24 protein-coding genes are annotated in these 24823 nt (G+C 72.6%); 14 read left to right on the top strand and 10 right to left on the bottom strand.

The features are described from left to right. The first annotated feature begins 89 nt into the window (after nt 1-89). Entirely contained in the window at nt 90-488 is a 399-nt protein-coding gene (locus ACFQE5_RS09540) for a phosphatase PAP2 family protein (protein WP_379584482.1), read from the top strand. An 82-nt stretch (nt 489-570) separates the two neighbouring features. On the opposite strand, the gene ACFQE5_RS09535 is transcribed toward ACFQE5_RS09540, so the two are convergent. Next, the gene (locus ACFQE5_RS09535) at nt 571-1803 is read right to left on the bottom strand and encodes a CoA transferase (RefSeq protein ID WP_379584481.1); all 1233 of its coding nucleotides are present in this window, start codon (nt 1801-1803) and stop codon (nt 571-573) included. Nucleotides 1804-1962: 159 nt separating this feature from the next. Between ACFQE5_RS09535 and ACFQE5_RS09530 the strand changes: the two genes are divergently transcribed. Continuing rightward, nucleotides 1963-2628, top strand: coding sequence for an O-methyltransferase (locus ACFQE5_RS09530; RefSeq protein WP_379584480.1), 666 nt, complete (start codon nt 1963-1965; stop codon nt 2626-2628). A gap of 52 nt (nt 2629-2680) precedes the next feature. Further along, entirely contained in the window at nt 2681-3838 is a 1158-nt protein-coding gene (locus tag ACFQE5_RS09525; RefSeq protein WP_379584479.1) for an acyl-CoA dehydrogenase family protein, read from the top strand. A gap of 30 nt (nt 3839-3868) precedes the next feature. Here the strand turns inward: ACFQE5_RS09525 and ACFQE5_RS09520 are convergent, their stop codons facing one another. Beyond that, nucleotides 3869-4267, bottom strand: a complete 399-nt coding sequence (locus ACFQE5_RS09520; protein ID WP_379584478.1) for a cytochrome c oxidase subunit 4 — start codon at nt 4265-4267, stop codon at nt 3869-3871. Between the two features lie 17 nt (nt 4268-4284). After that, nucleotides 4285-5244, bottom strand: a complete 960-nt coding sequence (ctaC, locus tag ACFQE5_RS09515; protein ID WP_379584477.1) for an aa3-type cytochrome oxidase subunit II — start codon at nt 5242-5244, stop codon at nt 4285-4287. Between the two features lie 176 nt (nt 5245-5420). Between ctaC and asnB the strand changes: the two genes are divergently transcribed. Then, nucleotides 5421-7352 (top strand): asparagine synthase (glutamine-hydrolyzing), encoded by a 1932-nt coding sequence (asnB, locus tag ACFQE5_RS09510; protein WP_379584476.1) that lies wholly within the window; start codon nt 5421-5423, stop codon nt 7350-7352. A 13-nt stretch (nt 7353-7365) separates the two neighbouring features. Here the strand turns inward: asnB and ACFQE5_RS09505 are convergent, their stop codons facing one another. Both ACFQE5_RS09505 and ACFQE5_RS09500 read right to left on the bottom strand, forming a co-directional pair. After that, complete coding sequence (locus tag ACFQE5_RS09505) at nt 7366-8304, bottom strand: carbohydrate kinase family protein (protein ID WP_379584483.1); 939 nt, start codon at nt 8302-8304, stop codon at nt 7366-7368. 115 nt (nt 8305-8419) lie between these two features. Beyond that, on the bottom strand, nt 8420-8785 hold the full coding sequence (locus ACFQE5_RS09500) for a HesB/IscA family protein (protein WP_379584475.1): 366 nt from the start codon (nt 8783-8785) through the stop codon (nt 8420-8422). Nucleotides 8786-8996: 211 nt separating this feature from the next. Between ACFQE5_RS09500 and ACFQE5_RS09495 the strand changes: the two genes are divergently transcribed. Genes ACFQE5_RS09495 through ACFQE5_RS09480 form a run of 4 tightly spaced genes read left to right on the top strand, consistent with a single transcriptional unit; the run spans nt 8997 to nt 12038 of the window. Continuing rightward, nucleotides 8997-9650 carry a DUF3043 domain-containing protein gene (locus tag ACFQE5_RS09495; RefSeq protein ID WP_379584474.1) on the top strand — a complete coding sequence of 218 codons (654 nt, stop codon included), beginning with the start codon at nt 8997-8999 and terminating at the stop codon, nt 9648-9650. 18 nt (nt 9651-9668) lie between these two features. Continuing rightward, entirely contained in the window at nt 9669-10202 is a 534-nt protein-coding gene (locus ACFQE5_RS09490; RefSeq protein WP_379584473.1) for a bifunctional adenosylcobinamide kinase/adenosylcobinamide-phosphate guanylyltransferase, read from the top strand. A 20-nt stretch (nt 10203-10222) separates the two neighbouring features. Beyond that, nucleotides 10223-11275, top strand: a complete 1053-nt coding sequence (locus ACFQE5_RS09485) for a nicotinate-nucleotide--dimethylbenzimidazole phosphoribosyltransferase (RefSeq protein ID WP_379584472.1) — start codon at nt 10223-10225, stop codon at nt 11273-11275. Between the two features lies 1 nt (nt 11276). Continuing rightward, nucleotides 11277-12038: an adenosylcobinamide-GDP ribazoletransferase gene (locus tag ACFQE5_RS09480; protein WP_379584471.1), complete on the top strand. Its 762-nt coding sequence runs from the start codon at nt 11277-11279 to the stop codon at nt 12036-12038. 3 nt (nt 12039-12041) lie between these two features. Here the strand turns inward: ACFQE5_RS09480 and ACFQE5_RS09475 are convergent, their stop codons facing one another. From ACFQE5_RS09475 to ACFQE5_RS09465, 3 genes are all read right to left on the bottom strand, one after another. Beyond that, nucleotides 12042-13148: a branched-chain amino acid aminotransferase gene (locus ACFQE5_RS09475; protein ID WP_379584470.1), complete on the bottom strand. Its 1107-nt coding sequence runs from the start codon at nt 13146-13148 to the stop codon at nt 12042-12044. Between the two features lie 67 nt (nt 13149-13215). Then, on the bottom strand, nt 13216-14322 hold the full coding sequence (gene gcvT, locus ACFQE5_RS09470) for a glycine cleavage system aminomethyltransferase GcvT (protein ID WP_379584469.1): 1107 nt from the start codon (nt 14320-14322) through the stop codon (nt 13216-13218). A gap of 36 nt (nt 14323-14358) precedes the next feature. Then, nucleotides 14359-15639, bottom strand: a complete 1281-nt coding sequence (locus tag ACFQE5_RS09465; protein ID WP_379584468.1) for an APC family permease — start codon at nt 15637-15639, stop codon at nt 14359-14361. A 154-nt stretch (nt 15640-15793) separates the two neighbouring features. On the opposite strand from ACFQE5_RS09465, the gene ACFQE5_RS09460 reads away from it, so the two are divergent. After that, nucleotides 15794-17311: a leucyl aminopeptidase gene (locus ACFQE5_RS09460; RefSeq protein ID WP_379584467.1), complete on the top strand. Its 1518-nt coding sequence runs from the start codon at nt 15794-15796 to the stop codon at nt 17309-17311. A gap of 30 nt (nt 17312-17341) precedes the next feature. Beyond that, nucleotides 17342-18181, top strand: a complete 840-nt coding sequence (locus tag ACFQE5_RS09455; protein ID WP_379584466.1) for an SDR family NAD(P)-dependent oxidoreductase — start codon at nt 17342-17344, stop codon at nt 18179-18181. A gap of 10 nt (nt 18182-18191) precedes the next feature. Here ACFQE5_RS09455 and ACFQE5_RS09450 read toward each other — a convergent pair whose 3' ends face one another. Continuing rightward, nucleotides 18192-18539, bottom strand: coding sequence for an oxidoreductase (locus tag ACFQE5_RS09450; protein ID WP_379584465.1), 348 nt, complete (start codon nt 18537-18539; stop codon nt 18192-18194). A 189-nt stretch (nt 18540-18728) separates the two neighbouring features. Here ACFQE5_RS09450 and lpdA point away from each other — a divergent pair, with 189 nt between their 5' ends. From lpdA to lipB, 4 genes are all read left to right on the top strand, one after another. After that, nucleotides 18729-20111 carry a dihydrolipoyl dehydrogenase gene (lpdA, locus tag ACFQE5_RS09445; protein ID WP_379584464.1) on the top strand — a complete coding sequence of 461 codons (1383 nt, stop codon included), beginning with the start codon at nt 18729-18731 and terminating at the stop codon, nt 20109-20111. 53 nt (nt 20112-20164) lie between these two features. Continuing rightward, entirely contained in the window at nt 20165-21940 is a 1776-nt protein-coding gene (gene sucB / locus ACFQE5_RS09440; RefSeq protein ID WP_379584463.1) for a 2-oxoglutarate dehydrogenase, E2 component, dihydrolipoamide succinyltransferase, read from the top strand. A 67-nt stretch (nt 21941-22007) separates the two neighbouring features. Next, entirely contained in the window at nt 22008-22898 is an 891-nt protein-coding gene (locus ACFQE5_RS09435; RefSeq protein WP_379584462.1) for a TIGR01777 family oxidoreductase, read from the top strand. A 148-nt stretch (nt 22899-23046) separates the two neighbouring features. After that, complete coding sequence (gene lipB / locus ACFQE5_RS09430) at nt 23047-23820, top strand: lipoyl(octanoyl) transferase LipB (RefSeq protein WP_379584461.1); 774 nt, start codon at nt 23047-23049, stop codon at nt 23818-23820. On the opposite strand, the gene ACFQE5_RS09425 is transcribed toward lipB, so the two are convergent. Continuing rightward, entirely contained in the window at nt 23821-24765 is a 945-nt protein-coding gene (locus ACFQE5_RS09425; protein WP_379584460.1) for an LLM class F420-dependent oxidoreductase, read from the bottom strand. Nucleotides 24766-24823: the final 58 nt, after the last annotated feature.

Below are 24823 nucleotides of genomic sequence, written 5' to 3'. Positions count from 1 at the left end.
CCCACCCCCCCGACCTCCACGACCTGGACCCCTCCACCACCGCCCTGATCCACCACTACCGCACCCTGCGCGGACGCCCGAACGGCTAGATGAGCGGCCGCCGGGTCCGGGCACTGCTGCTCGTCACCGGGGCGAATCTGCTGTTCCAGGCGCTGAAGCCGCTTTTCGGGCGGACCCGCCCGCCACCGACGCATCAGCTGGTCACCGAAACGAGCCACTCGCTGCCGTCCGGGCACGCGACCGTGTCGATCGTGGTGATCGGCGCCCTGGTCGCACTGGCGTGGGCGGGCCGGCCGGTGGCCCAGCGGGTCGCGCTGGTCGCCGCCGCGGCCGGGTGGATCGGCGCGATCGGCGCGAGCCGGGTGTATCTGGGGGAGCACTGGCTCAGCGACGTGCTCGCAGGCTGGTTGGTCGAGGCCACCTGGCTGGCGTTGGGCACCGTTGTCCTGGCCTGGTGGCGCCACCGCTCCCGGGCACCGGTCCGGTGAGAGGGGTTCACCGGTGCCACGCCTCGGCCGCACCGAGCGTGCCCCGGACAGCCCGCCGGCGATCGCGGCGGGTCCGGCGCCGCTACCCCTCGCTGCCCCGGATCACTCCGCGGGAGTGCAGGTCGGCCAGCTCGGCCGGCGACAGCCCGAGTCCGCCCAGCACGGTGTCGGTGTGCTCGCCCAGCACCGGCGCTCGCGCCGGCTTCTGGGTGGCACCCTCGATCGCCACCGGCAGGCCGGGCGCGAGGTGCGGCCCCACCCCGGGCTGGTCGATGACGCCCATCATCGGGTTCTCCGCGACCATCGCCCGGCCGTTCCCGTCCTGTGCCACCAGGTCGGCGAAGGTGTGGTAGGTCGACCAGAGCAGGGAGGTGCCGGTCAGCGCCGTGCGCACGGCGTCGAGATCGGTGCGCGCGAACCACCGCGACAGCAGGCCGGCGAGCACCTCGCGGTACTCGAAGCGGTCGTCCTCGGTGGAGAAGTCGACACCGAGGCTTTTCTCCAGCGCGTCGACGACATCGACGAGATCGGTCGCGGTGAGCAGGTCGGCCCAGTGCCGTTTGGTGAGCGCGACCACCATCACCCGCTCGCCGTCGCGGGTGGTGAAGTCGCGTGCGAACCCGCCATAGAGGTAGTTGCCGTACCGGCGCCGGACCACCCGGTTGACCTGTGCCTCGGCGAGGAAGCCGAGGTTTCCGGCGGCTGCGAGCGCCACGTCGTAGAGCGCCACACTCAGCCGCTGGCCGCGTCCGGTCATCCGGCGCTGCCGGTCCGCACCGAGAATGCCCAGCGCGGAGTACAGCCCGCAGGCGATGTCCCACGCCGGCAACACATGGTTGACCGGGTCGGCGTGCCCTTCCGGGCCGGTCACCATCGGGAAACCGATCGCGGCGTTGACCGTGTAGTCCACCGCGGGGGTTCCGTCGTAATGGCCTTCGATCTGCACGTGGATGAGATCGGGGCGGTGCTCGACCAGCGCGTCGTACTCCAGCCACCGGCGGCCCACCGCGTTGGTCAGCACGATCCCGCCGTCGGGACCGGAGTCGGTGACCAACCGGGTGACCAGCGCTCGCCCCTCGTCGGATCGGAAGTCCACCGATACCGACTTCTTGCCCTTGTTCAGCCCAGCCCAGTACAGCGACGCGCCCGACGGGGCCAGTGGCCAGCGGCGATGGTCCGGCGCCCCGCCGATCGGATCGATCCTGATCACCTCCGCGCCGAGCTGCGCGAGTGTCATCCCACCCAGCGGTGCCGCGACGAAGGAGGACACCTCGACGACGCGCATCCCCGCGAGGGGCAGGGGCTGTTCGGGCATCGACGACTCCTGAGCTGTTGTGGATCTCGAAGGACTACGGTAACGCCCCCGCATCACGGAGCCACAACGCGCTCCCACCCCGGCGCCTCCCCGCATCATGGAGCCACAACGTCGTCACCAAAGGTCCGGTCCGGGGGCGCCGGATGCCAAGCTGGAGAGATGAGTGACGCGCAGCGACGCTGGAGTGCCGTGGACGACTACATCCACGAGCTCCTCGTCGGCCCCGACCCGGCGCTCGATGCCGCCCTCGAGGCCAACTCCCGCGCCGGACTGCCTGCCATCGACGTCTCCCCCGCCCAGGGCAAGCTGCTGCACCTGCTGGTGCGCGCCATCGGCGCGCACAGCGTCCTAGAGATCGGCACCCTCGGCGGCTACAGCACGATCTGGCTCGCCCGCGCACTGCCGACCGACGGGCGGCTGGTCACGCTCGAACGCTCCCCGGTGCATGCCACGGTGGCGCGGGAGAACATCGAGCGGGCCGGCCTCGGCGAGCTCGTCGAGATCCGCGAGGGCCCGGCCCTGGAGACCCTGCCACAGCTGTCCGGCCCGTTCGACTTCGTCTTCGTCGATGCCGACAAGCCCTCGAACCCCGAGTATCTGCAGTGGGCGCTTCGGCTCTCTCGGCCCGGCAGCGTGATCGTCGTGGACAACGTCATCCGCGGCGGGCGAGTGCTCGAGGCCGACAGCGACGACGCCGCAGTGCAGGGCACCCGCCGGTTCACCGAGATGCTCGCCGCCGAGCCCCGGGTGAGCGCGACCCAGATCCAGACCGTCGGCAGCAAGGGCCACGACGGCTTCGCGCTGGCCGTGGTGCTCGACGGCTGACGGCCCGGCGGACGCCTCGTCCGCCGGATACCTGCGGGAGGAATGAGACCCTGTGGACCCTTCGGACCTGGCCGACGTGCTGGCCTCCGTACGCGCGTTCATCCGTGCGGAGGTGGTGCCGCTCGAGGAGCAGATCGACGAGCAGAACGAGATTCCCGCCCGGCTCGTCGAGCAGTGCAAGTCGATGGGCCTCTACGGGTTCGCCATCCCGCAGCGGTACGGCGGCCTCGGCCTGAACGCCACCGAGGAGGTCCAGCTCGTCTTCGAACTCGGCTGGACGACGCCGGCGCTGCGGTCGCTGTTCGGCACGAACAACGGGATCGCCGGGCACGTGCTGCTCGAGGGCGGAACCGAGGAGCAGAAGAAGAACTGGCTGCCCCTGCTGGCCTCCGGCGAGGTCACCGCGTCGTTCGGGCTCACCGAGCCCGACGCAGGCTCCGATCCGTCCGCGCTGACGACGACGGCCCGCCGCGTCGGGCCGGACTGGGTCATCAACGGCTCCAAGCGGTACATCACGAACGCGCCGATCGCCGATGTGATCATGACGTTCGCCCGGACCAACCCCGATGCTCCGGGCAACCGTGGCATCTCCGCCTTCCTCGTCCCCGCCGGAACCCCCGGGCTGTCGATCGGCCCGAAGGACCACAAGATGGGCCAGTTCGGCGCCTGGACCGCCGACGTCCACCTCGACGACGTGCGGGTACCCGCCGACGCCGTGATCGGTGGCGCCGACGGTATCGACAACGGATTCCGCATCGCGGCCAAGTGCCTGGCCCACGGCCGGGTGCACATCGCCGCGCTGTGCGTCGGGATGGCCGACCGGTTGGTGCACGAGTCGGTCGCCTTCGCGCAGACCCGGCGGGCAGGCGAACGGCCGATCGCGAGCTTCCAGCTGGTGCAGGGCCTGATCGCCGACTCGGTCACCGACTACCGGGCAGGCCGGGCACTGGTCCTGGAGACCGCGCGGGCCTTCGACGCCGGTACCGACACGATCGGCGGGCCCGCGGCCGCGAAATACTTCTGCTCGGAGATGGTCGGCCGCGTCGCCGACCGCGCGGTGCAGGTGCACGGCGGCGCCGGATACATGCGTGGCGTACCGGTCGAGCGGTTCTACCGCGACGCCCGGCTCTTTCGCCTCTACGAGGGCACCAGCCAGATCCAGCAGGTCATCATCGCGCGCGAGGCCCTCGGCGAGGCCGCCCGCGGCTGAGGGCCCGGGCGACCCTGTCCGGGCCGTGGCTCAGTGCTTCGCGGGCCGGATGTGGTACTCGAAGACCAGCCCACCGACCGCGATGAACACGGTGGCCCACGCGATCACCAGCAGCCAGATGTACCAGAACGCCAGCGCGATCCCGACCAGTGCGCACGCCGCGGCCAGCGCGATCGGCCAGTAGCTGCCCGGCGAGAAGAAGCCGACGTCGCCGGCGCCGTCCGAGACCTCGGCGTCGGGGTTGTCCTCCGGGCGGGTCTCCAACCGGCGGGACACGAACCGGAAGTAGGTTCCGATGATCAAGGCAAGGCCGCCGGTGAGGAACAGCGCGGCGATCCCGACCGGTTCCTTGGCGAAGATCGTGTAAATGATCGCCGCCAGGAAGAAGAAGCCCGTAATGATCTCGAAGATCCGAGATTCGACCTTCATCGGTGTCAGCTCCTCCGTCAGCCGCTGGTCCGAAGCGACGCCGAACGCTGGGTCCGGTCGGTCGCGAACGGGTAGGTCGTGATGGCCTCCGGCGCGCACCACTCGCCGCAGTCCAGGGCCGCCAAGGCCTCACCGGCGGTGTACGGCGAACCGGTCTGCGGGTTGACCTGGCTCCGCAGCTGGATGTAACGGTCGTACAGCGCCGGCTGGATCGCCCGCACCTCGAAGTTCATCGCCGAGTGATACGCGCCACACAGCTCCGCGCAGCGTCCGACGAACGCGCCCTCACGATCGATCTTGTCGATGACGAACGTCTTGTCCGTGTCGTTCTTGTCCGGCATCGGGAAGACGTCACGCTTGAACAGGAACTCCGGCACCCAGAAGCTGTGGACGACGTCCTCGGACTTGAGCGTGAACTCGACGCTGCGGTCGGTCGGCAGCACCAGGACCGGAATCGTCGAGGACGTGCCCAACGTCTCAACCGGGCCGCCCGTCGGGGTGCGGGTGCCGATGTAGTCGAACCGCCAGTTCCACTGGAACGCGGTCACCGCGACCCGCACGTCGGGGTCCGGATCGTGCTTGTCCACGTAGTTCTGCACGTTCACGGTGAACCCGAACAGCACCGCCACGATGATCGTCGGCACGATCGTGAAGACCAGTTCGACCGGCAGGTTGTACTGGGTCTGGCGCGGCGGGGTGTCGTCGTCGCCCTTGCGCTTGCGGTGGAAGGCCACCGACCAGAACATCGCACCCCAGGTGATGACGCCGACGATCAGCGCCGCGATGCACGACCACGTCCACAGCTGGCGCATCGCCTCGGCCTGCGGGGTGACGCCGGCCGGCCAGCCGAAGCGGATCGCCTCCTCGACCGAGCACCCTGTCGTCAGCGTGACGACCAGGACGCCCAACCCGGCCAGCTTCGCCGCACGCTTCCAACCGGTGCGGCGGCGGTCTGCCCCGCGTTGTGCTCGGCCCACTGCTCGCCGCCTTCCTGCCTTGGTACCCATCGCTCACGTGCTCCTGACCAGACCGTGGCCGAGCTCGTGCAGGCACGTTCTTCGACCCGGCGTAGAGCGTAGCTGAGCTGATCGCAGATTCACCGCTCAGGGTGCTCTCAGCGGGCGGCGGGGCGTCGTCGGCATACTGGCTCGCTGTGTGCGGACTGCTGGGGCTGCTGACCGCCGGGGCGGATGCCGCCGACCGGACCGAGTCGATCAACACCGTCATGCGGTGCATGCGGCACCGGGGACCCGATGAGAGCGGAACCTGGAACGACGCCGATGTGGTCTTCGGCTTCAACCGGCTGTCGATCATCGACGTGGACCGGTCGCACCAGCCGTTGCACTGGGCTCCCGAGCCCGGGCAGGACGCCCGGTACACCATCGTGTTCAACGGCGAGATCTACAACTACCTCGAGCTGCGCACCGAGCTCGCCCAGCGCCACGGCGCGACGTTCGCCACCAACGGCGACACCGAGGCCATCGTCGCCGCCTACCATCACTGGGGCCCCGCCGCGGTCTCCCGACTGCGCGGGATGTTCGCCTTCCTGATCTGGGACGCGCAGGAGCGCGTGCTGTTCGGCGCCCGCGACCCGTTCGGGATCAAGCCGCTGTTCTTCGCCACCGGGCCCGCCGGAACCGCGTTCGCGAGCGAGAAGAAGAGCCTCGTGGGGCTGGCACCGTCGCTGGGCTTGACCACCGATCTCGACCCGCCCGCGCTGCAGCACTACCTGCTGCTGCAGTACGTTCCCGAGCCCGCCACGCTGCACCGGGCCATCCGCCGCGTCGAGTCCGGCACCCATGTGACGGTCCGTCCCGGCGGTGAGATCGAGCACGAGCGCTACTTCACCCCGACCTTCCACTCCCGTTCCGGATCCGGGCCGGGAATGCACGCCCGGATCGCCGACGCGCTGCGTGACTCCGTGGCCAAGCACATGCGCGCGGACGTGACGGTCGGGGCGTTCCTGTCCGGCGGCATCGACTCCACCGCGATCGCCGCCCTGGCCAAGGAGCACAACCCCGACCTGATCACCTTCACCACGGGGTTCGAACGCGAGGGCTACTCCGAGGTCGACGTCGCCGCCGAGTCCGCCGCAGCGATCGGGGTCCGGCACGTCGTGCGCACCGTCAAGGCCGACGAGATGATGGACGCACTACCGCTCATCGTGTGGTATCTCGACGACCCGGTCGCGGACCCCGCGCTCGTCCCGCTGTGGTTCATCGCCCGCGAGGCCCGTCAGCACGTCAAGGTCGTGCTGTCCGGGGAAGGCGCGGACGAGCTGTTCGGCGGGTACACGATCTACCGGGAGCCGCTGTCGCTCGCGCCGTTCGAGCGGATCCCCGGCGCCCTGCGCCACCTGCTGGGTCGGGCGTCGACCCGGCTTCCCGACGGGATGCGCGGCAAGGACCTGTTGCGCCGCGGGGCGTTGTCGCTGGAGCAGCGGTACTACGGCAACGCGCGCATCTTCCGTGACGAGCAGCTCGCCGGGGTGCTGCGGCAGTACGACCCGCGGCGCTCGCACACCGACGTCACCGCGGCGCACTACGCGGACTCCGCGGCCTGGGACGACCCGGTCGCCCGGATGCAGCACGTCGACCTGTTCACCTGGCTGCGCGGCGACATCCTGGTCAAGGCCGACAAGATGACCATGGCCAACTCCCTGGAGCTGCGGGTGCCGTTCCTGGACCCCGAGGTGTTCGCGGTCGCGTCCGGGCTACCGCTGGCCGAGAAGCTGACCGGATCCGACCGCAGCGGCACCACCAAGTACGCGCTGCGCCGGGCGTTGACGGGCATCGTCCCCGGGCACGTGCTGAACCGCCGCAAGCTGGGCTTCCCCGTGCCGATCCGGCTGTGGCTGCGCGAGGAGATGTACCCCTGGGCCCGCGACATCATCCGCGACTCCCAGGCCGACCATCTCATCGACCTCGCCGCCGTCCAGCGGATGCTCGACGCGCATCGCGAGGGCCCGATCGACCACAGCAGGCGGATCTGGACGTTGCTGGTGTTCCTGCTGTGGCACGGGATCTTCGTGGAACAGCGGATCCGTCCGGAGATTCCCGCCCCCACCTACCCCGTCAAGCTCTGAACCCACCCGGGGATCAGGCGGTGGGCAGGGCCGAGGCGATCTCCTCCGCGGCGGCGGGACCGTAGGCGCCGGCGAGCCGCTCGAGCCCGCGGTCGCGGTCCCAGCGCCACTCCTGGGCGCCATCGGTCTCCAGCACGATGACGGCGATGAGCGACCCGAGCTGGGCTGCGCGCTCGTGGCCGAGGCCGCGGGCGATCCCCGCGAGGAAACCGGCCCGGAACGCGTCCCCGACGCCGGTGGGATCGACCTTGGCGGTCTCGGGTACGACACCGACCTTGAGCTCGCTGCCGTCCCGGGCGACGATCTGCACGCCGTGCTCACCCAGGGTGGTGATCCGGGTCTCGATCTTCTCCTGCACCTGCTCCGCGGTCCAGCCCGTCTTGTGCAGCAGCAGGCCCCACTCGTAGTCGTTGGTGAGCAGGTACGTGGCGCCCTCGACGAGGCGGCGGATCTGCGGGCCCTCCATCCGGGCCAGCTGCTGGGACGGGTCGGCGGCGAACGCGAACCCGCGCTGGCGGCACTCGTCGGTGTGCCGCAGCATCGCCTCGGGGTCGTTGGCGCCGATCAGCACGAGGTCGAGGTGGCCGACGCGGTCGGCGACCGGGCCGAGCTCGATATCGCGTGCGCGGGCCATCGCGCCGGCGTAGAACGACGCGATCTGGCACATGTCGTCGTCGGTCGTGCAGACGAACCGGGCGGTGTGCACGTCATCGTGGACGTGCACACCCGAGCAGTCGACGCCGTGGCGCTCCAGCCACGAGCGGTAGTCCGCGAAGTCCATGCCCACGGCCCCCACCAGCACGGGACGCAGCCCGAGCACACCCAGGGCATAGGAGATGTTGCCCGCCACCCCACCACGTTTGATCACCAGATCGTCGACGAGGAAGCTCAGCGACACCCGCTTGAGCTGCTCGGCCAGCAACTGGTCGTTGAACTTCCCCGGGAAATGCATGAGGTGGTCGGTCGCGATGGAACCGGTGACGGCGATACGCACGGCGAATCATGCTACCCGCCCACGGGAAGAACCCCCTGGCCCAACCGGGCCAGGGGGTTGCGCCACGCTCGGATCAGTTGAACGAGTCGCCGCAGGCGCACGAGCCGCCGGCGTTGGGGTTGTCGATCGTGAAGCCCTGCTTCTCGATCGTGTCGACGAAGTCGATGACCGCGCCCTGCAGATAGGGGGCGCTCATCCGGTCGACGCCGACCTTGAGCCCGTGGAAGTCGCGGAACAGGTCGCCGTCGAGCGTGCGGTCGTCGAAGAACAGCTGGTAGCGAAGGCCGGCGCAGCCGCCGGGCTGCACGGCGATGCGCAGGTGCATGTCGTCGCGGCCCTCCTGTTCCAGGAGGTTTCGAGCCTTGAGCGCGGCGGCGTCGGTCAGCTCGACGCCGTGGGTCTCGATGGCGTCGGTCTGGACGGAGTTATCGACGGTCATGACTCTCCCAACAACACCCGGGGCTTTGCTGATTCCGTTGCGGCTGGTCCCGTAACGGTTCGCTCGTAGCCCAGTGTAGGACGTGTCACCGCAACCGTACGCCGGACGGCGGTGAACGATCCCCGCTCCGGTGGCCCTGCCCCCACGATCATGACCCCGGCAGCGCCACACCACCTGCGTTTGTCCCAGGTCGCGCCCGTAGGCTGTATCCGTGAGGTTCCTGCGCCGCTCCGACCAGAACACCGCCGCGGGGCGCAGCGACGCGTCCGCGCAGGCTCAGGACTCCGGTCAGGCGACCAACGGCAGCCGCACCCCCGGCAGCACCCCCGGCAAGGGCAGGCCGACGCCGAAACGGCGGGAGGCCGAGACGAAGCGTCGTGGCCCGGCACCGCCGCCGCCGCGCACCCAGCGCGAGGCGGCCCGGTATGCCCGGGCCAACCGGCCCGACAAGCACGAGCGCCGCAGGCTGGCCGCCGAGCGGCGGGCTCGGATGGACGCGGGCGACGACCGGGTCCTGCTGCCCCGCGACCGCGGTCCGATCAAGGCCCACATCCGCGACCTGGTCGACTCCCGGCCCCATCTGATGGGGCTGTTCATGCCGCTCGCCATGGTGGTGCTCATCTCGGTGCTGCTGCCGATCCCCTCGGCCCAGCAGTACCTGAGCCTGTTCAGTCTCATCGTGCTGCTCTCGATGATCATCGAGGGCGTGCTGCTCGGGGTGAGCATCACCCGCAAGGTGCGCGCGAAGTTCCCGGACGAGGCGATCAGCGGGCTGAGCACGGGCTGGTACGCCTTCACCCGGGCCAGCCAGCTGCGCAAGCTGCGGGTGCCCAAGCCACGGGTGCAGCGCGGCGCGAACCCGTAGCGCCGACGTGACCGACTCATGACCGCTCCACCCCGCCGCACCCTGCTGCTGGGCGGTGCCCGATCCGGCAAGTCACGCTACGGCGAGGACCTGCTGCCCGAGCACGCCCCGGTGCGCTACTGCGCGACCGCCCGGCGAGCCGGCGACGACACCGAATGGGCCGCCCGCATCGAGCGCCACCGGACTCGCCGTCCGGCGGCCTGGACCACGGTGGAGGATCCCGACCTGGTCGCGGAGCTGCGCGGCCCCGGGCCGCTGCTCATCGACGACATCGCGACCTGGCTGACCCGTGTCCTCGACGACACCGGGGCGTGGGACCTGCCCCGGGTTCCGGCCACCGTCGAGGCGCGGGTCGAGGCGCTGGTGGCCGCGGTCGCCGCCTGTCCCGGCCGGGTCGTGCTGGTGTCCGCCGAGGTCGGCTTGGGTGTCGTGCCCGCGACCAAGGCGGGCCGCCTGTTCCGCGACGAGCTGGGCGCCGCGAACACCGCCCTGGCGCGGGTCTGCGACGAGGTGCTGCTGTTCGTGGCCGGGTTGCCGCTGCGGCTGAAGTAGCCGCGGGGTAGGAATGCGCCGTGGACGACCTCGCACTCCCCGCCGTTCCCGCCCCGGACGACGAGGCTCGGCGCGCCGCCGTCGCGCGGTACGGCTCGCTCGCGGTCCCCGCGGGCGGGTTCGGCCGGCTCGCCGACCTCGGTTGCTGGCTCGCGGCCGCCCAGGGCGCCTGCCCACCGCGGCCGCCGGCCCGGGCTCGGGTGGTGGCGCTGGCCGCCGATCACGGGATCGCCGAGGCGGGGGTGTCGGCCTACCCACCGGGGACCACGGCGCGCCAGGTCGCCGTCGCCCGTGAACAGGCACTTCCGGTGACCGTGCTGGCCCCCGCCGCCGCGGCGTCGGTGCGGGTCGTCGACGTCGCGCTGGACACCGATCCGGACGAGGGGCGCTACCGGGTCCGGCGCGGATCCGGCCGGATCGACCGGGTCGACGCATTGAGCGCACGGGAGACCACCGCGGCGGTGACGGTCGGCCGCACGCTGGTCGACGAGGAGGTCGACGCCGGCGCCGACCTGCTCGTCCCGGCGGCCCTCGGGGTCGGGGCGACCACACCCGCATCGACGCTGGTCGCGGCGCTGACCGGAAGCGAACCGGTGGCCGTCGTCGGGCGGGGCAGCGGAATCGACGACACGACCTGGATGCGCAAGGCCGCCGCGGTCCGCGACGCGCTGCGCCGCACCCGCCCCTACCGGGACGCCCCGCTCCAGCTGCTGCGCACCGCCGGTGGCGCCGATCTCGCGGCGCTCACCGGGTTCCTCGTGCAGGCGGCCCTGCGCCGCACCCCGGTGCTGTTCGACGGGCTGGTGGTCGGCGCCGCCGCCGTGCTGGCCGAGCGGCTCGCGCCCGGCGCCCGCGAATGGTGGCTGGTGGCGCAGCACTCCCCCGAGCCCGCGATGGCGCTCGTGCTCGACCGGCTGAACCTCCGCCCGGTCCTGGATCTGCGGCTGCGGCTCGAGGACGGCGCCGGCGCGGTCGCCGTGCTGCCGCTGCTGCAGATGGCGGCCCGGCTGCTCGCCGAGACCGTGACCATGGCCGACAGCGGGATCGTGCCGATCGGCGGCGGGCACGGCTGAGATGCGCGGGCTCGCGCTGGCGTTCAGCTGGCTGACCGTGCTGCCGGTGCGGGCGGTGCCGCCCGGCTCCGCGCTCGACCCACGGCTGGCCGCCGGGGCGATCCGGTGGGCACCGGTGATCGGCGGGCTGATCGGTGTCGGCACCGGTGCTCTCGTGCTGGGTCTCACCGCCCTCGGGGTTCCGCCGCTGGTCGGCGGGCTGCTGGCGGTCGGGGCCGGCGCGCTGGCCACCCGGGGCATGCATCTCGACGGGCTCGCCGACACCGCGGACGGGCTGGGCTGCTACGGCCCGCCGGAACGCGCACTGGCCGTCATGCGCAGCGGCGGGGCCGGTCCGTTCGCCGTGGTCACGCTGCTCGTGGTGGTGGGAACACAGGCGGCGGCGCTGGCCACGCTGGCCGCGGCGCCGCCCGCCGCGCTGCTCGCGGCCACCGCCCTGGCCGGGGGGGTCGGCCGTGCCGGGTTCGTGTGGTGCGCGCGGCGCGGGGTGCCGGCGGCCCGGCCCGGTGGGCTCGGCGCGACGGTCGCGGGCTCGCAGCCGGTGTGGGTCGCCGTGGCCTGGTGGGCGGGGCTGGCCTGCCTGGCGGCGTTCGCGGTGCCCGGCCGATGGGCCGGGCCGCTCGCGGTCGGGCTGGCCGCCGCCCTCGTCGTCGGGCTGTCCTGGCACACCCGGCGCCGTTTCGGCGGGATGACCGGCGACGTGCTGGGGGCGGCGTCCGAGCTCGGCGTCACCGCCGCGCTGGTCGTCCTCGCATCGGGCTAGCCGTCAGGCGCCGACGAGGGTGCGCATCCAGGAGTGGGTGTCCGGGGCGATGCCCCGCTGGATGTCGGTGAGCAGCGAACGCAACCGGATCGTGACCGGTCCGGGTTCGCCGTCGCCGACCACGACCCCGCCGTTCGCGTGGCGGACCCGCCCGATGGGGGTGATGACGGCGGCGGTGCCGCAACCGAAGACCTCGGTGATCCGCCCGTCGGCCGCCCCCTCGACCAGCTCGTCCCAGGAGATCCGCCGCTCGGTGACCTGGCAGCCGATCTCCTTGGCCAGCACCAGCAGCGAGTCGCGGGTCACCCCGGCCAGGATGCTCCCGGTCAGCACCGGGGTCACGACCTCGATGTCGTCACCGGAGCCGAACACGAAGAACACGTTGTTCGAGCCCATCTCGTCGATCCAGCGTCGCTCCTCGGCGTCGAGGTAGAGCACCTGAGCGCAGCCCTGGTCCGCGCCCTGAGCCTGGGGCAGCAGTGACGCCGCGTAGTTGCCGCCGCATTTCGCGGTGCCGGTCCCGCCGATCGCCGCGCGCGTGTAGTCGGTGGACAGCCACACGTCGACCGGCTTGACCCCGCCGGTGAAGTAGGGACCGGCGGGCGAGGCGATCAGCACGTACAGGCATTCGCCGGCCGGGCGCACACCCAGCCCCACCTCGGTGGCGAGCATGAACGGTCGCAGGTACAGCGACTCCTCTCCGCCCGCGGGCGGGACCCAGTCCCGGTCGACGTCGAGGAGCTCCCGCAGCGAGGCCAGGAACAGCTCGTCGGGCAGCTGCGGCATCGCGAGCCTGCTCGCCGACGCCCGGAACCGCGCCGCGTTGGCCTCGGGCCGGAACGAGGCGACCGAGCCGTCCGGCTGCCGGTAGGCCTTCAGCCCCTCGAAGATCTCCTGGCCGTAGTGCAGCACCATCGTGGCCGGGTCGAAGGACAGCGGACCATAGGGCACCACAGCGGCATCGCGCCAGCCGGCGTCGCGCGTCCAGCGAATCGTGACCATGTGGTCGGTGAAGTGCCGGCCGAATCCGGGGTCGGCGAGGATCGCTGCGCGCCGGGACTCCGGCACCGGCGCAGGGTTCAGTTTCCGGGCGAATCGCGGCGCGCTCATGTGCTGACGGTAACCCGTTGGGCAAGCCCGACTGTCGGAAGTCCGACCTGCGGGCCAGCGGGCCAGGTCAGCGCACGTGCGACGGCACGAACGGCGGCTTGACCACGACGCATTCCAGTGCGCGTCCTCGGACGTCGACGGTGACGGTGTCCTCCAGCGACACCCCGGCGGCGCTGTCGAGGAGCGCGAGCGCGATGCCGGTCTTGAGCGTCGGGGAGAACGTGCCCGACGTGGTGACGCCGACCCGTTCACCCGCCCGCAGCACCTCCATGCCGGGGCGGGGCACCCCGCGTCCGACGGCCCGCAGCGCCCGCAGCCGCCGCGCCGGACCGGCTGCCCTCTCCGCCAGCAGCGCCGCCCGGCCCCAGAAGTCGGGCTTGTCCCAGCCGACCGCCCAGCCGCTGGCGGCCTGCACCGGGGTGATCTCCGCCGAGAGGTCCTGGCCGTGCAGCGGGTAGCCCATCTCCGTACGCAGGGTGTCCCGGGCGGCGAGCCCCGCCGCCCGCCCACCCCGGATGTCGGCCCCGGCCAGCAGCGCGTCCCACAGACCGGGCGCCGCCGCGACGGGAACCAGCAGCTCATAGCCACGCTCCCCGGTGTAACCGGTGCGGCAGACCCGGACCTGGCCGGCGTCGGCGAACGCCATGTAGTCCAGCTCGGTCAGCCCGGCGAACTCCTCGAACGTGCCGAGCAGCTCGCCCGAGCGCGGCCCCTGGACGGCGATGACGGCGAGCTCGTGGTGCCGGTCGGTGACCTCGACTCCCGCCGGCGCAGCCGCGCGCAGCAGGTCGGCGACGGCGGCCGCGTTGGCCGCGTTGGGCACGGCGAGGACCTCGTCCGGCCCGACCAGGTAGACGATCAGGTCGTCGATGATCCCGCCGGTGTCGGAGCAGGCCAGCGTGTACTGAGCGTGGCCCGGGCTGATCCGGCCGAGGTCGGCGGTGAGACAGCGGTTGACGAACTCCGCCGCGCCCGGCCCGGTGATCGCGAGTTTGCCGAGATGGCTCACGTCGAACACCCCGACGCCTTCGCGCACGGCGGTGTGCTCGGCGACCGTCCCGCCGGGGTAGGACAGCGGCATCGACCAGCCGCCGAATGCTCCCATCGTCGCGCCCAGCGCGACGTGCCGGTCGTGTAGCGGGCTGGTCCGCAGCTCATCCCCGATAGCACTCACGGCCGGCACCGTACCCGGCGACCGAACGCCCGTGGCTCAGCCGGCCGGTCTGGACCGGATCGTGCCCCACCAGCCCAGCACGGTGACGGCCAGCCAGCCGACGACCAGCGCGCCCGCGGTGATCAACACCGACTGCAGCGGCAACAGCACGGCCAGCCCGAGGCATCCGACCAGCCCGAGCACCGACATCCAGGGGGGCCAGCGGCGCTGCCGCGCGGGAAGGCGCAGCGCCGAGAGGTTGATCACGGCGTAGTACACGAGCACCGAGCAGGCCGACAGCGCGATCGCGGCGATCGGCCCGGCCAGCAACGCGACCACGATCGCCAGCGCCCCGCCCGCGAGGTCCGCTCGCCACGGCGTCCTCCGTGGCCCGATCGCGGACAACGCCGCGGGCAGCTCGCGCCTGCGCGCCATCGCCAGCGCCGTGCGGCTGACCCCGACCAGCACCGACAGCAGCGCCGACCCCGCCGCGACCGCCGCGCCGATCCGGACGAGCACCCCCAACGCGGGCGCCTCACTGGTGTCGACGAGAGCGACCAGCGGCGACCGTTCGGTGGCGAGCCGCTCGGCCCCCAGTCCGACCAGCAGCGCCCCGGCCACCAGCAGATACACCACGAGCGTGAGGCCCAGCGCGATCGCGATCGCCCGGCGCAGGGAGCGGTCGGGGTCGCGGACCTCCTCGCCGAGGGTCGCGATGCGCGCGTACCCGGCGAACGCGAAGAAGATCAGCCCGGCGGCGGTGAGCACGCCGAGCGCGCCGCCGGCGCTCCGGGGCGCCGGTGCCGGACCGGCGGCCGCCGCCGACCAGGCCGCGGTCGTACCGGGGCCGAAGAACCCGACCAGGACGACGACCAGCAGCACCGCGAGCGTGCCGCCGACCAGCAGCCACGCCGAACGCGCCGTCGCGCGCACCCCCGCGATGTTCAGCGCGGTCGCGGCGATGATCACGATGACCGCCGTGACCCGCGGATGCGCGGGTAGCACGTAGCTGCCGACGACGCCCGCCGCCGCGGCGGCCGACGAGATCTTGCCGATGAGGAATGCGACACCGGCCAGCCGGCCCGCCCCCGGGCAGAGCCGCTCCCGGCCGTAGACGTACCCGCCGCCGCTCTCGGGGTGCGCGACGGCGAGATCCGCCGTCGACGCGGCGTTGCAGGCCGCCACCACACCGGCCAGCACGACCGAGAGCAGCAACCACTGCCCGGCCACGGCGGCCGCGGGCGCGAAGACGACGAAGACGCCGGTGCCCAACATCGCCGCCAGGCCGAGCACGACCGCGTCCGCCGCGCTCAGACGCCGCGACAACGAGTGGGGCATGCCTTCAGCGTCGCATCCGGGCCGGTGCCGGAAGACCCGCGGCGGTGTCATTACCATCTCGAAGCGGTCTCACCATCCGTCGCGGCGCGATGCGGCGGCTACTCGACCACGGGGTCGCGCAGCGCGCCACGCATCCACCTGCCCGAGGAGTCACGTGTCCACCGAGCTTCGCATCCGGAACGAATCGGCCGCCACGGCCGAGGCCGACGCGATCATCGTCGGGCTGCTGCCCGCACCGGAGGGCAGCGACAACCCGGTCCTGGCCGCGGGGGCCGAGGACATCGACGCGGCCTTCCCCGGAGGTCTCGTCGCCGAGCTCGCGCTGCTGGGCGCGACGGGCAAGGCCGAGGAGGTCGTCAAGCTCGTCGCGCGGGGCGCGGTCGCCGCGACGATCGTGGTCGCCGTCGGCCTCGGCAAGCCGGACGCCGACGGCACCTCCGGGCCCGAACAGGTGCGACGCGCGTCCGGCGCGGCGGCGCGGGCGCTGGCGGGCACCGCGCACGCGGTGAGCACCCTGGGCCGTATCGACCTGCCCGCCGCCGCCGAGGGCACGCTGCTGGGTGCGTACGAGTTCACCCGGTACAAGGGTTCCGACGCCGGCCGGAACGGCAAGAAGCCGGTCGCGCGGGTGGACCTGCTCACCGCCGCCGGCGCCGACGACGCCGCCCAGCAGGAGCAACTGCGGCGCGCGGTCGCCGTCGCCGACGCCGTCCGCACCGCCCGCGACCTGGTCAACACCCCGCCGAACGAGCTCTACCCCGCGTCGTTCGCCGAGCGTGCCCGCACCCTGGGCGAGGCCGTCGGCCTGCAGGTCGAGGTGCTCGACGAGGACGCGCTCGCCGAGGGCGGCTACGGCGGCCTGCTCGGGGTGGGGCAGGGCTCCTCCCGCAAGCCGCGGCTGGTCCGGCTCCGCTGGAGCGGCGGGGACTCGCCGCGGGCCACGGTGGCCCTGGTCGGCAAGGGCGTCACGTTCGACACCGGCGGGATCTCGATCAAGCCTGCCGCGAACATGGACCAGATGACCTCGGACATGTCCGGCGCCGCGGCCGTCGTCGCGACGACGGTGCTGGCCGCGCAGCTGGAGCTGCCCGTCGCCGTCACCGCGACCGTGCCGATGGCCGAGAACATGCCCAGCGACACCGCCTATCGCCCCGGCGACGTGCTGCGGATGTATGGCGGCAAGACCGTCGAGGTGCTCAACACCGACGCCGAGGGCAGACTGATCCTCGCCGACGCGATCGTGCGCGCGGTGCAGGACTCCCCCGACTACCTCATCGAGACCTCGACCCTGACCGGGGCGCAGCTCGTCGCGCTCGGCACCCGCACCGCGGGGGTCATGGGCTCCGACGAGTTCCGCGACCGCGTCGCCGGGCACGCGCAGGCCACCGGCGAGGGCGGCTGGCCGATGCCGCTGCCCGAGCACCTGCGTCCCGAGCTGGACTCCCGGATCGCCGACATCGCCAACGTCACCGCCAGCCGGTTCGGCGGCATGCTCGCCGCCGGAGTCTTCCTGAGCGAGTTCGTCGGTGAGGGCCTGAGCTGGGCCCATATCGACATCGCCGGGCCCGCGTTCAACAGCGGCAGCCCGTGGGGGTACACCGGCAAGGGGGGCACCGGCGTTCCGGTGCGGACCCTGTGGGCGGTGCTGTCCGACATCGCCGAGAACGGCTGAGCACGCTGCGGATCGCCTAGTCTGCGCGGCATGCGTGCCCGCAGCGCCCGGCCCGGACCCGCCGGCTCCGGCCGCTCCGCCGTCGTCACCGGCGCCGCACGGGGCATCGGCGAGGCGATCGCGACCGAACTCGTCCGGCTGGGCTACCGGGTGCTCGTCACCGATGTGGACGGCGCGGCAGCGGCGGCGACCGCGCGGCGGATCGGCGCGGTGGCCGGTCTGCGGCACGACGTCACCGAGGAGGCGGCGCATGCCGCGGTAGCGGAGCAAGCCCGTACCCATGCCCCGCTCGGGGTCTGGGTGAACAACGCCGGCGTCGGCCACGACGGGACGTTGGCCGAGCTGTCCAGCGACGCGGTCCGCTCCCTCGTCGAAGTGAACCTGCTCGGGGTGGTGTGGGGCCTGCGGGCCGCCACCACGGCGTTGCGGGAACAGGCCGCGGGCGGGGTGCGCGGCGGCGACATCGTGATCATTGCCTCGCTGAGCGCGCTGGGCCCGGTCCCGGGGCTGTCGCTCTACGCCGCGACGAAGGCCGCGGTGCTGTCACTGGCCGGTTCGCTGCACAGCGAGCTGCGCCGCGACGGCATCCGGGTGCATGCGGTGTGCCCGGACGGGGTGGACACAGCGCTGCTGCGCGGTATGGCCGAGGACGGTCAGGCCAGGGCGCTGGTCCGCAGCGGGACCCTGCTCACCCCCGGCGAGGTCGCCCACGCGGTGAGCGGCCTGCTGGGCAGCCGTCGGGTCTACCGCACGCTGCCGGCCTGGCGGGGTGCGCTGATGCGCACGGCGGCGCTGGCGCCGGGCCCGACGATGCGGCTCGAGCCGGTGCTGCGGGCGATCGGCGGGCGACGAGCTCGGTCGCGGCGCTGACCCGGGCCGCTCAGGCTCCCAGGTCGCGGCGGCGCTGCCGGTCGCGCAGCACCCGCTGCCGGGCGTCATGATCACGCATCCGCTGCGGATAGCCGACGAGCTGGACGTCGTAGACCGGGATGCGCAGCGACCGCGCCAGCCTGCGCGCCCCGTCCGGACCGGAGACCCTGCGGCGGGTCCACTCGCCGTCGGCGGCGACCAGCAGCATCGTCGTGTCGGTCACGGTCGTCCGCGGCTCCACGAACGCCTCGACGCCGGCGCGGGCCGCCGCCCAGGAACGCAGGTGTTCCTCGTCCGCGCTGCGCGCCCGACGCAGCGTTCCTGGTCTGCCCCTGCCGAACCTGCGCAACAGCCCCATCACCGCCACCTTCACCTCGACTGCCCCGGCGCCGCGGCTCGCGACACGTCGTCGTCGTGTTCGGTCAACGTCGAAGGCCGCTGCTTTTCTCCCGATCGGCCCAGCCCCACCCGCGCACCGCCAGGGTGACAAGATGGGCGCCGCCGCCGCGCGAGACCCGCGCGGGCGAGCCGCGAGGAGGAGCCTGAAGTGCCCGAGCACAACGTCGACCTGGTCGTTCTCGGTGGCGGGTCCGGTGGCTACGCCTGCGCATTGCGGGCGGCGGAGCTGGGCCTGTCCGTGGTGCTGGTGGAGAAGGACAAGCTGGGCGGAACCTGCCTGCACCGCGGCTGCATCCCGACCAAAGCGCTCCTGCACGCCGCGGAGGTCGCCGATGCCGCGCGGGAGGGCGAACAGTTCGGGGTCCGTAGCTCGGTGGCCGGCATCGACATGGCCGGGGTCAACGCCTACAAGGACGGCATCGTCGGCAGGCTCTACAAGGGGCTGCAGGGGCTGGTGGCGTCCCGCAAGATCCAGCTGGTCGCCGGTGCGGGCACGTTCGTCGCTCCCAGCGCCGTGGAGGTGAACGGCGACCGCTACGTCGGGCGGCACGTCGTGCTGGCCACCGGCTCATACGCCCGCAGCCTGCCGGACCTGGAGATCGGCGGCCGGATCATCACCTCGGACCAGGCGCTGACCCTCGACGAGGTGCCGCGGCGGGTCGTCGTGCTCGGCGGCGGGGTGATCGGGGTCGAGTTCGCCAGCGTGTGGAAGTCCTTCGGCGCCGAGGTGACCATCGTCGAGGCGCTGCCCCGCCTGGTGCCGGCCGAGGACGAGTTCGCCTCCAAGCAGCTCGAGCGCGCGTTCCGCCGCCGCAAGATCGCGTTCAAGACCGGGGTGAAGTTCACCGGGGCCGAGCAGACCGACTCGCAGGTCACGATCAGCCTGGAGTCCGGCGAGGAGATCGAGGCCGACCTGCTGCTGGTCGCCGTCGGGCGCGGGCCGAACACCACCGGCCACGGCTACGAGCAGGCCGGGGTGGCGATGGAGCGCGGGTTCATCCAGGTCGACGACCGGCTGCGCACGAACCTGCCGAACGTCCACGCCGTGGGCGACGTGGTCGCCGGGCTTCAGCTCGCCCACCGCGGCTTCGCCCAGGGGATCTTCGTCGCCGAGGACATCGCGGGTCTCAACCCGCCGGTGATCGACGAGGCCGGGATCCCGCGAGTCACCTACTGCGAGCCCGAGGTCGCCTCCGTCGGGCTGACCGAGCAGCAGGCCCGCGAGCGCCACGGCGAGATCCAGACCCTCACCTACGACCTCGGTGGCAACGGCAAGTCGCAGATCCTGCGGACCTCCGGCGCGATCAAGCTGGTCAAGACGGGCGCGGCGGGCACTCCCGGTCCGGTCGTGGGGATCCACATGGTCGGGGCGCGGGTCGGCGAGCTGATCGGCGAGGCGCAGCTGATCTACAACTGGGATGCCCAGGCCGAGGATGTCGCGTCGCTCATCCACGCCCACCCGACCCAGAACGAAGCCCTCGGCGAGGCGCACCTCGCCTTGGCCGGCAAGCCGCTGCACACCCACAGCTGACGGCTGCCGACCGCCGACAACGCGAACCGCACGAAGAGGAGCTCCGACCCATCATGGCCTTCTCCGTACAGATGCCCGCCCTCGGCGAGAGTGTGACCGAAGGGACGGTGACGCGCTGGCTCAAACAGGAAGGCGACCGGGTCGAGGTCGACGAGCCGTTGCTGGAGATCTCGACCGACAAGGTCGACACCGAGATCCCCTCACCCGTCGCCGGTGTCCTGCAGCGCATCGTCGCGGCCGAGGACGAGATCGTCGAAGTGGGTGGTGAGCTCGCGGTGATCGGCGAGGGTCCCGCGGACACGGCCGAGCCCACCGATGACGGGGGCGCGCAGGCGCGGCCCGAGGCGACCCCGCAGCCCGAGCCCGCACCGCAACCGGAGCCCGCCGCGGTCAACGCGGCCGGGAAGGCCCCGTCGGCCGACGCCGCCTCGGGAACCCCGGTCGTCATGCCCGAGCTGGGCGAGAGTGTGACCGAGGGCACGGTCACCCGCTGGCTCAAGGAGGTCGGCGACACGGTCGCGGTCGACGAGCCGTTGCTGGAGATCTCGACCGACAAGGTCGACACCGAGATCCCCTCGCCCGTCGCCGGGACCGTGCTGGAGATCATCGCGGCCGAGGACGACACGGTCGAGGTGGGGGGGCGGCTGGCCATCATCGGCGCTCTGGGCGCCGCACCCAGCGCGCCCGCCCCGGCCCAGCCCGCTCCTGCCGCCCCCCAGGCCGCCGCCCCGCAGGCCGCAGTCCCGCAAGCCGAGCCGGCCCCGGTGTCCGAGCCCGCCGCGTCGGCCCAGCCGCCCGCCGAGACCCGCCCCGAGCCGGAGGAGGTGGGCGCCGACGGACAGGCGGCCGAAGTCGACGGGCGCGCCGGCGCTCCGTATGTCACCCCGCTGGTACGCAGGCTGGCGACCACGCACGACGTCGACCTCGCCGCCATCCAGGGCAGCGGCGTCGGCGGCCGGATCCGTAAGCAGGACGTGCTCGCCGCCGCCGAGGCCAAGAAGGCCGCCACGCCAGCCGCCCCGCCACCCGCTTCGGCACCCGCGCAGCCCGCTGCCCCGGCGCCCGCACCGCCGACCGCCGTGGCTGCTGCGGCCACCGAGGGCCCGCAGCCGGGCACCACGGTGACGATGCCGCGGCTGCGCCAGGTCATCGCCCAGCGGATGCGCGAGTCGCTGCAGGTCTCGGCGCAGCTCACGACCGTGCAGGAGGTGGACGTCACCAGGATCGCCAAGCTGCGCGACCGGGCGAAGGACGAGTTCGCCGCTCGCGAGGGGGTCAAGCTCACCTACCTGCCGTTCTTCGCCAAGGCCACCATCGAGGCGCTGCAGGCGTTCCCACAGCTCAACGCGTCGATCAACGAGGAGACCAAGGAGGTGACGTACCACGGAGCCGTGCACCTGGCGATCGCGGTCGACACTCCGCGCGGGCTGCTCGTTCCGGTGATCAAGAACGCCCAGGAGCTGAACGTCGCCGGGCTGGCGCGCAAGATCGCCGATGTCGCGGCGCGGACCCGCGCCGCCAAGATCGGGCCCGACGAGCTCTCCGGTGGAACGTTCACGATCACCAACATCGGCAGTGCGGGCGCGCTGTTCGACACACCGATCATCAACCAGCCGCAGGTCGCGATCCTGGGCACCGGCGCGATCAGCAAGCAGCCGCGGGTCGTCCGCGGTCCCGAGGGTGAGGACGTCATCGCGATCCGGTCGGTCTGCTATCTGCCGCTGACCTACGACCACCGGCTGGTCGACGGTGCCGACGCGGGCCGGTTCGTCAGCGCCGTCAGGGCCCGCCTCGAGGAGGGGGCGTTCGACACCGAAGTCCTGCGCTGAGGGTCGAGCCGGTCGCGGCTGCGGGTTCGAGTCGCGGTTGCGGGAGGTGTCCGGGAGGATCATCGTCGTGCGTATGGTCGTCGCCGGCTCGTCCGGCCTCATCGGCACCGCCTTGGTCTCCAATCTGCGACAGGCCGGGCACGAGGTGCTGCGGCTCGTCCGCCGCAGGCCGACGGCACCGGACGAACGCGGCTGGGACCCGCCCGCAGGCCGCATCGACGACGGCACCTTTGCCGATGTCGATGCGGTGGTGAACCTGTGCGGGGTCGGTATCGGTGACCGTCCCTGGAGCGGCTCGCGCAAGCAGTTGATCCGCGACAGCCGCACCGTTCCCACCGACGTTCTGGCCTGCGCCGTCGCCGAGCACGGCGTCCCGGTGCTCGCCAACGCCTCCGGGGTCAACTACTACGGCGACACCGGCTCCCGTGAGGTCGACGAGACCGCGCCACAGGGCGCCGGATTCCTCGCCGAGATCTGCCACGACTGGGAGGCCGCCACCGCCCCGGCCGCCACCGCGGGCGCCCGGGTGGTGCTGCTGCGCTCGGCGCCGGTGCTGTCTCCCGCCGGCGGGCTGCTGGGCAGGTTGCGTCCGTTGTTCCGGTTCATGCTGGGCGCGCGACTCGGCGACGGTCGGCAGTTCGTGCCGTGGATCTCCCTGGACGACGAAATCGGGGCCATCCGTTTCGTGCTGGAGAACACCGATGTGCGGGGACCGGTGAACCTGACCGCCCCGAACCCGGTGACCAACGCGGAGTTCACCGAGGCGCTCGCCGCGGCGGTCGACCGGCCCGCCCCGTTCGCCGTGCCGGCGGTGGTGCTCCGCACCCTGCTCGGTGAGTTGGCTCAGGAGACGGTGCTCACCGGGCCTCGGGCGGTGCCCGGTGTGCTGCGCCGGGCCGGGTTCTCGTTCCGACACAACACGATCGAGGAAGCCCTCGCCGCCGCGATCCCCCACTGACCCGCGAGTCGGGGTATTTCCGTCCGCGAGTCGGGGTATTTCCGCGACCGAGTCGGGTGAACCGGGCTCGTCAACGGTTCTCCCCCGCCGCACCGGCCGGTCGGCCGCATCGCCGGTGGCTGCCGGTGGCGGGCGTACGGTGAGCGGCATGGCGAACACCGCGTCGAGCATCGTCTCCCCCCTTGACCGCACCCGGTCCTGCCGCCGCGGCAGCGAGCCGCTGCATGTCGAGGTCATCGACTCGATCGACTATCTCGCCGCCTGGGACGCCCAGCGCACACACGCGCAGGCCCGCCGCGACGGCACCGGACCCGACGTGCTGATGCTGCTCGAACATCCGTCGGTCTACACCGCGGGCAAACGCACCCGTCCGGAGGACCGCCCGACCGACGGCTCGCCGGTGATCGACGTCGACCGCGGCGGACGGATCACCTGGCACGGACCAGGACAGCTCGTCGGCTACCCGATCGTCGCGCTCGCCGAGCCGCTGGACGTCGTGAACTACGTGCGCAGGCTTGAGGAGGCGCTGATCGCCGTGTGCGCCGGGCTGGGGGTCACGGCCGCGGGCCGCGTCGAAGGGCGCAGTGGGGTGTGGCTGCCCGCCGACGCCGCCCGTCCGGAGCGCAAGCTCGCCGCGATCGGGGTCCGGGTGCAGAGCGGGGTGACGATGCACGGGTTCGCGTTGAACTGCGACCCCGACCTGAGCGAGTTCGATCGCATCGTTCCCTGTGGGATCAGTGACGCCGGGGTCAGCTCCCTGACCGCGGAGCTCGGCCGCCGGGTCACCGTTGCCGAGGTCCGCGCGGCCACCGCCGAGGCGGTGGCCGCCGCGCTGGACGGAACGCTGGCCGTGCGCGAGCACGTGGTCGGGCCGCGGGATGCTCCCGACGTCCCCGCCGGTCTCGACCTTCGGATGCGCTAGTCAGCGCAGGTGAGGTAGCACCTCGGACGCGATCAGCTCGATGTGGTCGAGGTCGTCCAGGTCGAGCACTTGCAGGTAGACGCGATCGACACCGGTGCGCTCGCGCCAGGTCCCGAGCCGGTCGACCACCTCGGCGGGGGTGCCCGCCAGTCCGTTCGCACGCAGGTCCGCGGCGTTCCGGTCGATGGCCCGCGCGCGCCGGGCCACCTGCGCGTCGTCGCGGCCGACGCAGACCGTCTGGGCGATCGAACGCACCACCGCCGCGGGGTCGCGGCCGATCTCCTTGCACGCCGCGTCGACCCGCGAGAACCGGTCCTCGACCGTGTCGATCGAGGAGAAGGCCACGTTGAACTCGTCGGCGTAGCGTGCGGCGAGCTGCGGGGTGCGCCGCTTGCCGTGACCACCGACGATCACGGGCGGGCACGGCTGCTGCGCCGGTTTGGGTAACGCCGGGGAATCGGCAAGGGTGTAGTACTCGCCGGCGAAGGAGAACCGCTCCCCGGGCGCGGTCGCCCACAGCCCGGTGACGATCGCGAGTTGTTCGGCGAGCCGGTCGAAGCGCTCGCGCAGCGGGGGGTACGGGATGCCGTAGGCGCGGTGCTCGGCCTCGAACCAACCGGTGCCGATACCGAACTCGACGCGCCCGCCCGACATCTGGTCGACCTGCGCGACCCCGATCGCGAGCGGACCGGGCAGTCGGAACGTCGCCGAGGTCACGAGGACGCCCAGCCGCACGGTCCGGGTGTCGCGGGCCAGGCCGGCCAACGTCAGCCAGGCGTCGGTCGGCCCCGGCTCGCCGCCGCGCTCCGCGGCGGCCCCCATGGCCAGGAAGTGGTCGGATCGGAAGAACCCGTCGTAACCGGCGTCCTCGGCGGTGCGCGCGACTCGCCGCAGGTCGTCATAGCTGGCCCCCTGTTGGGGCTCGGTGAAGATCCGCACGTCCACGGGACCCGAGGCTAGCCACCTCGGCGCCGGCATGCCGCGCGACGACGACGGCGTAGCC

Source organism: Pseudonocardia hispaniensis (genome assembly GCF_042658695.1).
Classification (GTDB): domain Bacteria; phylum Actinomycetota; class Actinomycetes; order Mycobacteriales; family Pseudonocardiaceae; genus Pseudonocardia; species Pseudonocardia hispaniensis.
The sequence above is the reverse complement of the archived record's forward strand: the minus strand, read 5'-3'. Positions and strand labels throughout refer to the sequence as shown.